We start from the raw sequence: 12644 nt of genomic DNA, 5'->3' as shown, positions 1-12644 counted from the left end.
CAGCTGGAAACCGGCCATGCCGCCGCCCTTTCCGCTTCGCCGCCGCGGGATGCGGCGGCGCCCCTCAGCACATGAACCTGCCCCCGTTCACGTCGATGGTGACGCCGGTGATGTAGGAGGCGCCGGGGGTGGAGAGGTACCAGACGGCGTCGGCGATCTCGGCGGCCTCGCCGGCCCGCCGCATGGGGATCTGGGCGTAGATCATGGGCAGGCGGTCCTTGTGCAGCTCGGCCACGCGGGGGGAGAGCACGAGGCCCGGCGCCACCGCGTTCACGGTGACCCCGTGGGGGGCGAGCTCGACGGCGAGCCGGCGCGTGAGGCCCAGCACCCCCGCCTTGGCCGAGCTGTAGGGGAGCGAGGTCTCGAGGACGCCCTCGCGCCCGGCCTGGGAGGAGATGTTCACGATGCGGCCGTAGCCCTGCCTCTTCATGGCGGGGGCGGCCTGTTGAGAGCACAGGTAGGCGCTCTTCAGGTTCCAGTCCACGATGCGGTCCCACTCCGCCTCGGCGAGGTCTTCGAGCGTATCGGTGTGGGTGAAGCCCCCCGCGCAGTTCACCAGGATGTCGATCCGCCCCCACCGGGAGAGCACTTCCCGGGCGGCCCGCTCGGCGTCGGCCCGGGAGCCCGCGTCGGCCTGGAGGGAGAGGGCCTCGGCGCCCGCCTCCTTCGCCCTCTCCGCGGCGGCGGCCCCGCGCCCGGGGTCGAAGTCCAGGACGGCGATCTTGGCGCCCTCCGAGGCGAAGCGCTCCACCACGGCCAGGCCGATGCCCGCGCCGCCCCCCGTCACCACCGCCACCTGCCCCCGGATGGAGGACCGATCGGTCATCGCGTTCCCTCTGAAATGATCGCGCAGATGCGAATGTAGGGGCGGCTCGCGAACCGCCCCTACAGAAAATTTTCGCCTGTTCCCGGCGGCTCCCTACGCCTTCTCTTCCAGGAACCCTTCCAGCGCCTCGCGGATGTAGGCGGGGTCGCGGCCCTCGCGGAGGAGGAGGATCCCCTCCAGCAGGGTCTCGAGCTTCCGCCGCTCGCGCTCGACGCGGCTGCGGCTGCGCCGCCGGAGCATGCGCTCGATCTCGTCGAGGTCGTTCCCGTCGAGGGCCAGCCGGACGCCCCGGGCCAGCAGGGGATGCGGGAGCTCCTCAAGGCGATCCTCGAGGGCGCCGAGGCCCTCGCGGCGGGCCAGGGCGGCCAGGTCGCAGCTCGCGCGGATGATGTCGTTCGCCGCCTGGGCCGAGGGGGGGAGCCTCACCTCGGGCATGCGCTGGAAGTCGGCCTCGCCCTCGGGCAGGAAGGCGACCAGCCGCTGGCGGGTGCGCTCCTGGTCCTCGCCCTCGACGATGGAGAGCGCGCCCTCCACCGCGATCTCGGAGTTGCGCTCCATGGCGTAGACCGCGGCGTCGATCTGCCGCCCGAGGACGGTCTCGATCTCCTCGACGGCGAGCTGGTCCACCGCCATGCGCAGGCCGGCGGCCAGCACCCCCTCGGGCAGCCGCTCCAGGGCGGGCTCCAGGGAGACGAGGCCGTGCTCGCGCCCGCGCCCCGAGAGGCCCGCCACGAGGGCGATGACGTCCGGGGCGCCAGCCTCGGCGAGGCTGAAGGCCACGATGCGGCGCTCGAGCTCGCGGTCGAGCGGGGGCAGGGCGTCGTCCGCCGGGCCCTCGAAGGAGATCTCGCCGCGCTCCTCGAGGTCGTGCGCCACGTCCAGCAGCACCTGCTGGGCCTCGACGCAGTCCTCGGGGGCGGCCGAGGGGCCGTCCTCCATCTCCACGCGAAGGGCGGCGGCCGTCCGGGCGGAGACGTTCCGCAGGACGCGCTGCACCAGCGCCTCCTCCGCGTAGCGGAGGGCGAGGCTCAGGGTGTCCATGTCCACCCGCTCGATCAGCCGCCGGAGGGCCCGCCCCGACATCCGCGCCAGGGGGCCCAAGTCGGGCCGCTCCCGGCGGGATTCGCTGCGGCGCTCGCCGTCTCCCCCGTGCTCGTCCCAATCGCGCTTGCGGCGGCCACTCATCACGCTAATCCTCCTTCTTCTCTGCGCCGGACATCCACCCGTCCAGCGACAGCCTTCCGGGCAGCCCCGGGGCGGCCAGGGCGGCCCATGCAAGCATCGCAACGTCCCGCGCCAGCGCCTGCCCCGGGGACTCCGAGAGGCCCGGCAGGCAGCCGCAGTCCTCGGGGGCCTTCCCCGCGGCGAGCGCGATCCCCAGCACGGCCGAGAAGAGCCCGAGCTGGACCGCCACCGCCGCCGCCGCGGCCCCCGTGAAGAGCCCCGCGATCAGGAGCCCTCCGGAGAGGAGCTCGGCCCACGGCAGGACGCGGGCCAGCGGCAGCGCCCACGCCTCGGGCACGAGCCCGAACGAGCGGATCTGGGCGGCGAAGAGCTCCGCCGGCCGGGCCAGCTTGCCCAGGCCAGCCGCCGCGAAGAAGCCGCCCACGGCCAGCCGGAACGCCAGCGCCGGCCAGGGCCGCGCCAGGGCGCCCAGGAGCCCGCTCAACGCCCCGCCGGCGCTCCCTGCAGCCCGGCCCGCACCGCCTCGGCGAGCGTCTCGAAGGGCACCGCCCCGTCGATCTTGCGCCCGCCGATGAAGATCGTCGGGGTCGCGCTCACGCCCATGCGGACCCCCAGCTCGTGGTCCGCCTCGATGGCGGAGCGGTGCCGCTCGGAGCGCACGCAGCTCCCCCACTTCTCCGGGTCCAGGTTGAGGCCCCGCGCGTAGCCCGTCCAGACCGAATCCGGGCTCGGGCTCGTGGCCCAGGCCGGCTGGCCCGAGAAGACCATGCCGCGCATCTCCTCCCCCTTGCCCTGGTCCCCCGCGCAGCGGACCGCCTCCGCGGCGCGGAAGGTGAGGGGCCGCAGGGGGAAGTCCCGCGCCTGGAACTCAATCTTGCCCGCGAACTCCAGCTTCAGCCTTCCCAGTGCACCCTGCACCTGAGCGCAGAAAGGTCAGCCATAGTCCGAGAACTCCAGCACCGTCACCCTCCCGTCCGCCGTCCGGGGGGGCGGGAGGGGCGGGGCCTCCTTGCCGCCGAACTGAGCCCAGAGCCCGGCCAGGAGAAGCGCGGCCAGGACGGCGGCCACGGCGATCCCCCGGCGGGAGAAGCCGGCCCTCTTCGCCGGCGGCTGCGGCCGCCTCGCGCGCTGCTGCGGTTTCTTGGCCACTTCCTTACCCCTTCTCCTCGGCCAGCCTCGGGGGCTTCACGCTCCGGTTCACATAATACTGCTGGGCGATGGAAAGAATGTTGTTCACCAGCCAATAAATCACAAGCCCCGCCGGCACCGGATAATAAACGAACATGCCCGTGAAGATGACGGGCATGAACATCATCATCTTGGCCTGGGCGGGGTCGGCGGGGGCGGGCGACATCTTCTGCTGGAGGTACATCGAGAGCCCCATCAGTACCGTATAGACGGGCCAGGGTTCCGGCGCCGAGAGGTCCTGCACCCAGGCGAAGAAGGGCGCGTGCCGCAGCTCGATCGAGACCAGAAGGGCCTCGTAAAGCCCGAAGAAGACCGGGATCTGGATGATCATGGGCAGGCACCCCATCATGGGGTTCACCTTACGTTCGCGGTACAGCGCCATGACCTGCTCGTTCAGCCTCGCCCGGTCGTCCTTGTAGAGCTCGCGGAGCTGCTCCATGCGCGGCTGGAGCTTCTGCATCTCCTTCATGTTCCTCATGCTCATGTGGGTGAGGGGGTAGAAGATGATCTTCACCAGCACGGTGAGCAGGATGATGGCCACCCCCCAGTTGCCCGAGACCGTGTGGAACGCCCGGAGCACCATCATGAGCGGCTTGGCGATGAAGGAGAAGATGCCGTAGTCGAGGGAGTCCTCCAGGCTCACGTTCAGGGCGGCCATCCGCTCCGGCTCCTTGGGGCCGGCGTAGAAGTCGAACCGCGCCTCCTGGCCCGCGAGCGGGAGCACGACCGCGTACTCGTTCTTCCCGTCCTTCTGGCCCAGCAGGAGCGCCTCGACGTCCTGGGCCCCGGCGCGCGGCACAAGAGCCATGAGGAAATGCTTGGACTGGAGCGCCGCCCAGCGCACCTCCCCCTTGTGGGCGGCGGGCTTGCCGGCCTCGGGATAGTCGTAGTGGAGCTTCTTCCCCACGTAGCTCATGGGGCCCTCGATCACCCCGCCGTAGGTGTTCCCGTCGCTCCCCCCGATGTCGGGGCCGAGGGCCACCCCGATGGGGCCCTGCGCCCCCTCCACCCTCACCCGCAGCTCGGCGTGGTAGCGCCCGTGGTGGAAAGTGAGCGTCTTGACGGCCGAGAGGCCATCCTCCGCGCGGTAGACGAAGCGGATCTCGCCGGACGGATTCCCCGGGCCGAGCCGGAGGCCTTCTCCCTCCACGCGGAAGGTGGCGGCGTTCAGCCGCTCGGCCGCCTGGCCGCCCCAGAAGTAGAGGGGCCGCAGGCGGGGGCTCCCGCCCGGCGCGAGCTCGACGGGCTTGTTCTCCTTCGTCGGATAGTCCTTCAGCGCGGCCGAGGTCAGGCCCGCGCCCCGGCTCGTGAACTCGTAGACGGCCACCCCCACGTCCACCCGGACGCGCCGCTCCTTCTCCGCGGCGGCGAGGGGCTCGCCCGGCTTGGCCCCGGCCGGGGGCTGGGGCGCGGCCGGGACGGGCGGCTCCGGCCGCGGCGCCTCCTTGGGCTTCTGGACCGCCTGCTGCTGGGCCTGGCGCTCGCGGGCGCGCTGGTCCTCGGCGGGCCGCAGGACGAGGTACTGCCAGACGAGAAGCACCGCGAGCGAGAGCGCGGCGGCGATGATTGCGTTGCGTTCCATTCAGGTTCTCCGCCTGCGCGAAATCAGGGGACGGGGTCGACCCCGCCCGGGTGGAACGGATGGCAGCGGCCGATCCGGCGAAGGGCCAGCCAGAGGGCCCGGTGGGGCGGATGGCGCCGGAAGGCCTCCATGGCGTACCGGGAGCACGTGGGCTCGAAGCGGCAATGCCCGGGCAGAAGAGGGGATATCAGCAGCTGATAGCCACGGATCAGGATGATGGCGGCGCCACCGACGAGGCCGGCGACGGAGCCGCGCCACGCCTCACCGTCCGTGCCGGCCCAGCGCGTCCCGCAAGGCTCCTTCCACATCGCTCAGGTCCGCCTCCGCCAGGGGCTTCTTCGCCACGGCCACCAAGTCCAGGCCGGGCGGCAGCCCGGCGCGCATCCGCCGGAACGCCTCGCGCAACAGGCGCTTGGCGCGGTTGCGCCTCACCGCGTCCCCGGCGCTGCGCGAGGCGATAATCCCCAGGCGGACGCCGATTCCGCCGGTCGGAAGAAGATGGAGGGTGAACAGGGTATTGCGCCGCTTCCGGCCTTTGCGCAGGATCAGCGCGAAGTCCGCGCCCCGGCAGATCCGCATCTGCGGCCGGAACTTCTGGCTCAACGGCCCGCCCCCCCGGAGGGACGAAGGCGGCCTCAGCCCGAGACGCTCAGGCGCTTGCGCCCCTTGGCGCGGCGGCGCCGGATCACGTTTTGGCCGGCGGCGGTCTTCATCCTCCGGCGGAAACCGTGGGTCTTCACCCTTTTGTTCCGATTCGGCTGATATGTCCGTTTCACTGCGCGTGGGCCTCATTTCCCCGCCGGGCCGAGGCCCCGGGGCGCAAAAACCGGCCGTTTCTGGCCGCCGAAAAACGCGCCTACCTTAGCCCCGAGCCTCCCCCCTGTCAAGAACCGGGGCCATTCGGGCCGGAGCCCCTCCCCGGCCGCTCCCGGGCCACTTACCCACAGCAAAATCAGTCGCCTTCAAAGTTTCTGCGTGCGCGCTGTGGAAAAAGCTTGCCAAAGGCATCTGGGTTGTGGAAATCTTTCCCCGCCCGATATCCAATCTCGTCCTCGGATCGCCCGGCCGAAGGGGCTTCGCGCGCGGGGCGATTTCAATCAGTCGCCGGTTTGGCTTCTTTCCCTGGTGGTGGCCGCTTACATGCAGGATCTGTGGAGCAAGTGCCTGGCGCGCGTGCGGGAAGAGGTTTCGCCCCAGGCCTTCCAGCGCTGGTTCTCGGGCACCCGGCCCGTCCGCATCGAGGACGGCGCCCTCGTCGTCGAGGCGCCCGACCTGTTCTCCCTCGACAACCTCAAGTCGCGCTTCAGCGGCCTCGTGGAATCCATCCTCCACCAGGAAGGGAGCGGAGCCCTGGGCCTGCGCTGGGTGGCCGCGATGAACGGGGGCCACCCGGCGGCCGCGCGGCCCGCCCCGGCGCCCTTGCCCGTTCCGCCGGCCGCCGCCCCGCCTCCGGCCAAGCCGGACTTCCTTAATCCGAAGTACACCTTCGGCACCTTCGTCATCGGCGGCTCGAACGAGTTCGCCCACGCCTGCGCGCTGCGGGTGGCCGAGGCCCCGGGGCGCGGCCTCAACCCGCTCTTCCTCTACGGGGGCGTCGGGCTGGGCAAGACCCACCTCCTCCACGCCATCGCCCACCGCGTCCTCGAGGCCCGGCCCGAGGCGCGGGTGCACTACACCTCCTCCGAGAACTTCATCAACGAGCTCATCTCCTCGCTGCAGCACAACCGCATGGCGGAATTCCGCAGCAAGTACCGGAAAATCGACGTTTTCCTGGTGGACGACGTGCAGTTCATCGCCGGCAAGGAGCGCACCCAGGAGGAATTCTTCTTCACCTTCAACGCGCTCTACGAGTCGGGCAAGCAGATCATCATCACCAGCGACAAGATGCCCAAGGACACGCCCGGGCTCGAGGAGCGGCTCAAGACGCGCTTCGTCTGGGGCATGACGGCCGACATCGGCGCGCCGGATTTCGAGACCAAGGTGGCCATCCTCCAGAAGAAGGCGGCCGAGCAGAACTTCAACCTGCCCTCCGAGGTGGCCCACTACATCGCCGAGCGCGCCCGCTCCAACGTCCGCGAGCTCGAGGGCTGCCTCATTAAGATCATCTTCCACGCCTCGCTCCACGGCGCGGACATCGACGTCGCCATGGCCCAGGAGGTGCTCAAGGGCATCATCCGCGAGCCCTCGCGCTCGGCGAGCATCGACCAGATCCAGCGCATCGTGTCGGAGCACTTCCAGGTGCGCGTGATGGACATCAAGTCCAAGAACCGCTCCCAGTCCTTCGCCCTCCCGCGCCAGATCGCCATGTACCTCGCCCGCGAGCTCTCCCGGGCCTCCACGACCGAGATCGGCCGCCGCTTCGGCGGGAAGGACCATTCCACCGTCATCCACTCCACCAACAAGATCCGGGAGATGACGCGCCGCGACCCCGAGTTCGCGGCCACCGTGCAGCTCCTCAAGGAGAAGGCGGAGGCCGCGGTATGACGCCGGGAAAGGCTGTGGAAAACCCATGACCCACGCCTTGCGGCTGGGGATTGCCGGCGGCCCCCTCCCCGCCCCCCACGAATCCCTGCCGGGGTTTGCACAGGCGGGATTCTTCCAATACAATAAAAATCAATATCTTGAGCCTGACTCCACATTTCCACAGGCTCTTCTACTTCTACCTGATCTTGATCTTCATATACAAAACCTTAAGGACTAAGGAAGGCCCCGTGCGGTTGAGGTCGCTGGCCCTGCGCCACTTCCGGAACTACGCCTCCCTCGCTTTCGAGCCGGCCCCGGCGTTCAATTACCTGTACGGGCCGAACGGCTCGGGCAAGACGAACCTGCTCGAGGCCATCCACTTTCTCACCCGGTTGCGCTCGTTCCGACGGGCGTCGCGGCGGGGGATGATCGAGGAGGGCCAGCCGGGGATGTACCTCCGGGGGGAGTTCCACCGCGAGGCCGGGGAGGCGGGGCCGGTGAGCCTCGAGGCGGCGGTCCAGGGCGGGGAGCGAAAATACAAGGTGAACGGGAAGGAGGAAGCCGATCTCCTGCACTACCTCGATCGGGTCCACACGGCGGTCTTCTTTCCGGAGAGCCTTCAGATCGTCAAGGAAGGGCCGGCGATCCGGAGGGCCTTTTTCGACCGCGCCCTGGCCTCCGAGGCGCCCGCCCATCTGGCCGCTTCCCGGGAGTACAACCGCCTCCTCGCCGAGCGGAACCGGCTTTTGAAAGGGGGCGGAAACTCTGATATATTGCCGGTTTGGGATCGCCGGTTTCTGCAGTCCGCCGCTCGGATCATTGCCCGCAGGCAGCGCTATTTGGGTACTCTCCGCGGACACTTGGCCGCCCTCGAGCCGAGCCTGGCCTCCTCGCTGGGCCGGACGATCGAGGTGGATTACATGGCCGAGGGGGCGGGCCTTCCCGGCGAAACCTGGGAGGGCCTGACGAAGGCGGGGGGGAGCCCAGAGGAAGCGGCCGAGGCGGTGCTCCGCGAGAGCGCGGCGCGCCTCGGGCCGGAGGACCGGCGCCGGGGGACGACCCAGTGGGGGCCGCACCTCGATGACTTCCGCATCCGGCTGGGCTCCCGGCGGGCCCGGGACGCGGCCTCCCAGGGGGAGCAGCGCCTGCTGACCCTGGCCCTGGTCCTCGCGGCCGCCGAGAGCTTCCGCCGGGCGCGGGGGGAGGAGCCCATCGTCCTCCTGGACGACCTCAGCTCCGAGCTGGACGAGCGGCGGCGCGAGGGCGTCCTCGGCCACCTGGAAACCATGGGCGCCCAGGTATTCATCACTTCGACCGAACGGCCCGGCGCGCGCGCGAGCGCCGCCGGCGCCGCGTGCTTCTACATCGAGAGGGGCGCCGTCAGCCCCCGCTAGGGCCCTGCCCGCGGAAAGGACGCAGGAGAGGAATGGCAGCGAAAACGAAGGCCGAAAACTCCCGCACGAGCGCCGACTACGCGGCGAAGGACATCCGCGTCCTGGAGGGCCTCGAGGCCGTCCGGAAGCGCCCCGCCATGTACATCGGCAGCACCGGCCCCTCGGGGCTGCACCACCTGGTATACGAGGTGGTGGACAACAGCGTCGACGAGGCGATGGCGGGGCACTGCGACGCCATCGAGGTCACCATCAACGAGGACGGCTCCGTCACCGTCCGCGACAACGGGCGCGGCATCCCGGTGGACATCCATCCCACCGAGAAGGTCTCGGCGGCCGAGGTGGTGCTCACCAAGCTGCACGCGGGCGGCAAGTTCGAGCACAGCGCCTACAAGGTCTCGGGCGGCCTCCACGGCGTAGGCGTTTCGTGCGTGAACGCCCTCTCCGAGTGGCTGCACTGCGAGATCCGCCGGGACGGCCACGTCCACAAGATCTCCTTCGCCCGCGGCGTGCCGAAGGCCCCGCTCAAGCGCGAGGGCAAGATCCAGTCGCGCGGCACCACGGTCATCTTCAAGCCGGACCCCCAGATCTTCGAGACGCTCGAGTTCAGCTTCGACGTGCTCTCGACCCGGCTGCGCGAGCTGGCCTACCTGAACAGCGGCCTCAGGATCGCCCTGGAGGACACCCGCTCCGGTAAGAAGGAGGAGTACCAATACAAGGGCGGCATCGTCTCGTTCGTCGAGCACCTGAACCGCTCGCGCGAGGCCATCCACAAGAAGCCCGTCTACGTCCGCGGCGAGCGCAACGGCACCATCATCGAAGTGGCGCTCCAGTACAACGACGGCTACAACGAGACGCTCTTCGCCTTCGCCAACAACATCAACACCGTCGAGGGGGGCACGCACCTCATCGGCTTCCGCAGCGCCCTCACGCGCAGCATCAACCGCTACGCCCAGGCGAACAACCTCCTCAAGAACAACCCCGCGCCCAGCGGCGAGGACGTGCGCGAGGGCCTCACCGCCATCCTGAGCGTCAAGCTGCCCGACCCGCAGTTCGAGGGCCAGACCAAGGCCAAGCTGGGCAACTCCGAGATGAAGGGCCTGGTCGAGCAGGTGGTGAATGAGGGCCTGAGCTCCTACTTCGAGGAGAACCCGCCCGTCGCCCGGCGGATCGTCGAGAAGGCCGTCAACGCGGCCCAGGCGCGCGAGGCGGCCCGCAAGGCGCGCGACCTCACTCGGCGCAAGGGCGCGCTCGACAGCGCCTCCCTCCCGGGCAAGCTGGCCGACTGCTCCGAGCGCGACCCCTCGCGCTGCGAGCTCTTCCTGGTTGAGGGCGAGTCCGCCGGCGGCTCGGCCAAGCAGGGCCGCGACCGGAACTTCCAGGCCATCCTCCCGCTGAAGGGAAAGATCCTCAACGTGGAGAAAGCGCGGCTCGACAAGATGCTCACGCACGAGGAAATCCGCACCATGATCACGGCCATCGGCGCGGGCATCAAGGAGGACTTCGATCTCAAGAAGCTCCGCTACCACAAGATTGTGATCATGACGGACGCGGACGTGGACGGCTCCCACATCCGCACCCTGCTCCTCACCTTTTTCTTCCGCCACATGCGGGAGTTGGTCGATCAGGGCCACCTCTACATCGCCCAGCCGCCCCTCTACAAGGTGAAGCGCGGGAAGTCCGAGCTCTACCTGCGCGACGACCGCTCCTACGAGGACTTCGTCATCTCGGCCGCAATCGAGGAGGCCGAGGTGGCCGCCTCGCGGAACGGCGTCCCGCACAAGAGGGCCGTCAAGAAGAGCCAGAAGGCCGACAGGGCGAAAGTGGCGCCCAAGGCGAAGAAGGACTCCCCCTCCGCCGGGGTGAAGGGCGAGGCCCTGCGCCAGCTTCTCCTCCACTTGGCGGGCGCCGAGGCCGCCATGGCGCATTACTCCCGGCGCGGCATGGACGGGCGCATCGTGCGCCTGCTGGCGGACGAGAGCGGCATCGTCCCCAACGGCCTCTCGCCCGCCGTACTCTCCGACGAAAAGGGCCTCAAGGAAATCGAGCAGATGGTGAAGCGCTACTTCAAGGAGGAGCACCCCGGCGACGGCGAGCCCTCTTCCCAGATCCGCAAGGACGAGGAGACGGGCGAGCTGCGCGGTGTCCTCTTCCGCACCCGCCAGGCCGACCGGGAGCTCGTCACCCGGGTGGACGCCTTCCTGCTCGAGTCCCCCGAGTTCAAGAGCATCCGCGCGGCCAACGTGGCGCTCTCCAGCCTGGGCGAGCCGCCCTTCACCATCAAGGCGGGCGAGGAGGAGGCGGACGTGAACCGGGGCGAGGACCTCCTCGAGCGCTTCCGCGCCCTGGGGCAGAAGGGGCTCGCCGTGCAGCGCTACAAGGGCCTGGGGGAGATGAACCCGGAGCAGCTCTGGGAGACGACGATGGACCCGGCCAAGCGCATCCTCCTCCAGGTGTCCGCCGAGGATGCCGGCCTGATCGGCGGCGTCGACATCTTTTCCACCCTGATGGGCGACGCCGTCGAGCCCCGCAAGGAGTACATCGAGCGGCACGCCCCGGAGGTCAAGAACCTCGACGTCTAGCCCGGGCGCCGCGCCCTCGCGCCGGCCCGGCCTTCCGCGTCACCCCACTCGGCCCACGGTCAGGCCCGCCCGTCCGCGAGGACGGCACAGAGGAGCAGCGCCATGGCCTTTGGCCCCCTCCCCTCGAGCATCGAGAATTTTCTCACCTGGCAGGCCCGCGCCCACGCGGCCAGCCCCCGCGAGGAGAAGGCGGTCCAGCCCGGGCCCTTCGTCACCGTCTCCCGGGCCTACGGGTGCGAGGGCGCCCCCCTGGCCGAGGCGCTGGCCGCGCGGCTGAACGCCGCCTCGGCCCGGCCCACTCCCTGGGTGGTCATGGGGAAGGACATCATCGAGGCCGTCGCCGCCCAGAAGGGCGCCTCCGCCGAGTTCGTCGAGGCGCTGGCGCGGGAGCGGCGCGGCTTCATCGAGCAGACGGTGGGCGTCCTCCTCGGCAACCGGCCCACGGAGTACCAGGCCTACCAGACCCTGGTCCGGGCGCTCCTCGCGCTGGCCCATGCCGGCCGGGTCATCCTGCTCGGCCGGGGCGGCGTCATCGCCTGCGCGGAGGCGCCCCGGGGCTACCACGTGCGGCTGGTGGCGCCCCTCGGCTGGCGCGCCGGCAAGATCGCGCGCACCCGGGGGATCGGCCTCCCCCAGGCCGAGGCCGTCGCGCTGCGCGAGGAGGAGGCGCGGGAGGCCTTCGTCCGGGACTTCACGGGCAAGGACGCGGCCGCCCCCGAGCACTACGACCTGGTGCTCAACAACGGCCGCAACACGGTCGGGGAGATGGCCGGCCTCATCGCGGCCGCCCTCAAGGAGAAAGGATACGCCTAGGCGCGGGCGCGCCTGGATGCGAAGCCTGAACAGGCCGTTCACCCAGGCGCCTGTTCTTCGGCAGGTTCTGCTCCCCTCTCCCCGTCTTTTCGGATCCCCGAACCGGCCCGCCGGTTCGGAAGGAGGGAGAGGGGAAGGCCGTCCCACGGAGCGAACAGCGCGCTTGGATTCCGCGCTAGAACCTGAAGTCCTTGTGGCAGGCGGCGCAGGCGCCGTGCAGCCTGAGAAGGGCCGCGGCCGCGCCGGCCAGATGCTTCTCCCGGGCGGCCGCCTCCGCCTCCCGGGCCGCGGCCCGGGCCTCCTCCGCCCGCTTGAGGAAGCCCTGGTCGCCCGGGAAGGCGTTGGACTTGGCGACCCCGTCCGCGATCTGGGCGATGCGGGCCGCCGTCTGGGCCGCGTCGGCGAAGGGGGGGTCGCCCAGGTTCTGGATCGGCAGGACGAGGACCTGCTGGATCAGGGCCAGGTAGGCCTTTTCCATCTGGCTCATCAGATCGATCACGTCCTGGGCCCGGGCGGGCCGGGCCGGGGCGGACAGCCCGAGGAAGAGGGCGAGCAGGACGGCGAGCGCCCGCGCGCGGGGGCGGCCGGAGCGGGGTTTCGGCGGCATGGTCCCT

At 70.3% G+C, this 12644-nt stretch carries 14 protein-coding genes; 4 read left to right on the top strand and 10 right to left on the bottom strand.

Annotation, left to right across the window (positions count from 1 at the left end):
• Nucleotides 1-64 precede the first annotated feature (64 nt).
• The 9 genes from HYZ11_09110 to rpmH all read right to left on the bottom strand — a co-directional run bounded on the left by HYZ11_09110 (nt 65) and on the right by rpmH (nt 5557).
• Entirely contained in the window at nt 65-826 is a 762-nt protein-coding gene (locus tag HYZ11_09110) for an SDR family oxidoreductase (protein MBI3127748.1), read from the bottom strand.
• Between the two features lie 93 nt (nt 827-919).
• Nucleotides 920-2014, bottom strand: coding sequence for a hypothetical protein (locus HYZ11_09105; protein ID MBI3127747.1), 1095 nt, complete (start codon nt 2012-2014; stop codon nt 920-922).
• Nucleotide 2015: 1 nt separating this feature from the next.
• Complete coding sequence (locus tag HYZ11_09100) at nt 2016-2495, bottom strand: DoxX family membrane protein (GenBank protein MBI3127746.1); 480 nt, start codon at nt 2493-2495, stop codon at nt 2016-2018.
• The gene (locus HYZ11_09095; GenBank protein ID MBI3127745.1) at nt 2492-2929 is read right to left on the bottom strand and encodes a thioredoxin domain-containing protein; all 438 of its coding nucleotides are present in this window, start codon (nt 2927-2929) and stop codon (nt 2492-2494) included. The genes HYZ11_09100 and HYZ11_09095 overlap by 4 nt, the downstream gene beginning before the upstream one ends.
• Before the next feature lie 15 nt (nt 2930-2944).
• On the bottom strand, nt 2945-3160 hold the full coding sequence (locus HYZ11_09090; GenBank protein ID MBI3127744.1) for a hypothetical protein: 216 nt from the start codon (nt 3158-3160) through the stop codon (nt 2945-2947).
• Between the two features lie 4 nt (nt 3161-3164).
• Nucleotides 3165-4781: a membrane protein insertase YidC gene (yidC, locus tag HYZ11_09085; GenBank protein MBI3127743.1), complete on the bottom strand. Its 1617-nt coding sequence runs from the start codon at nt 4779-4781 to the stop codon at nt 3165-3167.
• Between the two features lie 23 nt (nt 4782-4804).
• The gene (gene yidD / locus HYZ11_09080) at nt 4805-5089 is read right to left on the bottom strand and encodes a membrane protein insertion efficiency factor YidD (protein ID MBI3127742.1); all 285 of its coding nucleotides are present in this window, start codon (nt 5087-5089) and stop codon (nt 4805-4807) included.
• On the bottom strand, nt 5043-5384 hold the full coding sequence (rnpA, locus tag HYZ11_09075) for a ribonuclease P protein component (GenBank protein ID MBI3127741.1): 342 nt from the start codon (nt 5382-5384) through the stop codon (nt 5043-5045). Before rnpA ends, yidD begins: the two co-directional genes overlap by 47 nt.
• A 32-nt stretch (nt 5385-5416) precedes the next feature.
• On the bottom strand, nt 5417-5557 hold the full coding sequence (gene rpmH / locus HYZ11_09070; GenBank protein ID MBI3127740.1) for a 50S ribosomal protein L34: 141 nt from the start codon (nt 5555-5557) through the stop codon (nt 5417-5419).
• A 364-nt stretch (nt 5558-5921) separates the two neighbouring features.
• On the opposite strand from rpmH, the gene dnaA reads away from it, so the two are divergent.
• The 4 genes from dnaA to HYZ11_09050 all read left to right on the top strand — a co-directional run bounded on the left by dnaA (nt 5922) and on the right by HYZ11_09050 (nt 12030).
• Nucleotides 5922-7265, top strand: coding sequence for a chromosomal replication initiator protein DnaA (dnaA, locus tag HYZ11_09065; GenBank protein ID MBI3127739.1), 1344 nt, complete (start codon nt 5922-5924; stop codon nt 7263-7265).
• A 227-nt stretch (nt 7266-7492) separates the two neighbouring features.
• Nucleotides 7493-8638, top strand: a complete 1146-nt coding sequence (gene recF / locus HYZ11_09060) for a DNA replication and repair protein RecF (GenBank protein MBI3127738.1) — start codon at nt 7493-7495, stop codon at nt 8636-8638.
• Between the two features lie 32 nt (nt 8639-8670).
• The gene (gene gyrB / locus HYZ11_09055) at nt 8671-11217 is read left to right on the top strand and encodes a DNA topoisomerase (ATP-hydrolyzing) subunit B (GenBank protein ID MBI3127737.1); all 2547 of its coding nucleotides are present in this window, start codon (nt 8671-8673) and stop codon (nt 11215-11217) included.
• A gap of 102 nt (nt 11218-11319) precedes the next feature.
• Complete coding sequence (locus HYZ11_09050; GenBank protein MBI3127736.1) at nt 11320-12030, top strand: cytidylate kinase-like family protein; 711 nt, start codon at nt 11320-11322, stop codon at nt 12028-12030.
• 175 nt (nt 12031-12205) lie between these two features.
• Here the strand turns inward: HYZ11_09050 and HYZ11_09045 are convergent, their stop codons facing one another.
• Entirely contained in the window at nt 12206-12637 is a 432-nt protein-coding gene (locus HYZ11_09045) for a cytochrome c (GenBank protein MBI3127735.1), read from the bottom strand.
• Nucleotides 12638-12644 lie beyond the last annotated feature (7 nt).

This window comes from Candidatus Tectomicrobia bacterium, assembly GCA_016192135.1.
Taxonomy (GTDB): Bacteria; UBA8248; UBA8248; order UBA8248; family UBA8248; genus 2-12-FULL-69-37.
Note: the sequence above shows the minus strand (reverse complement) of the source record. Positions and strands in the feature narration are given on the sequence as shown.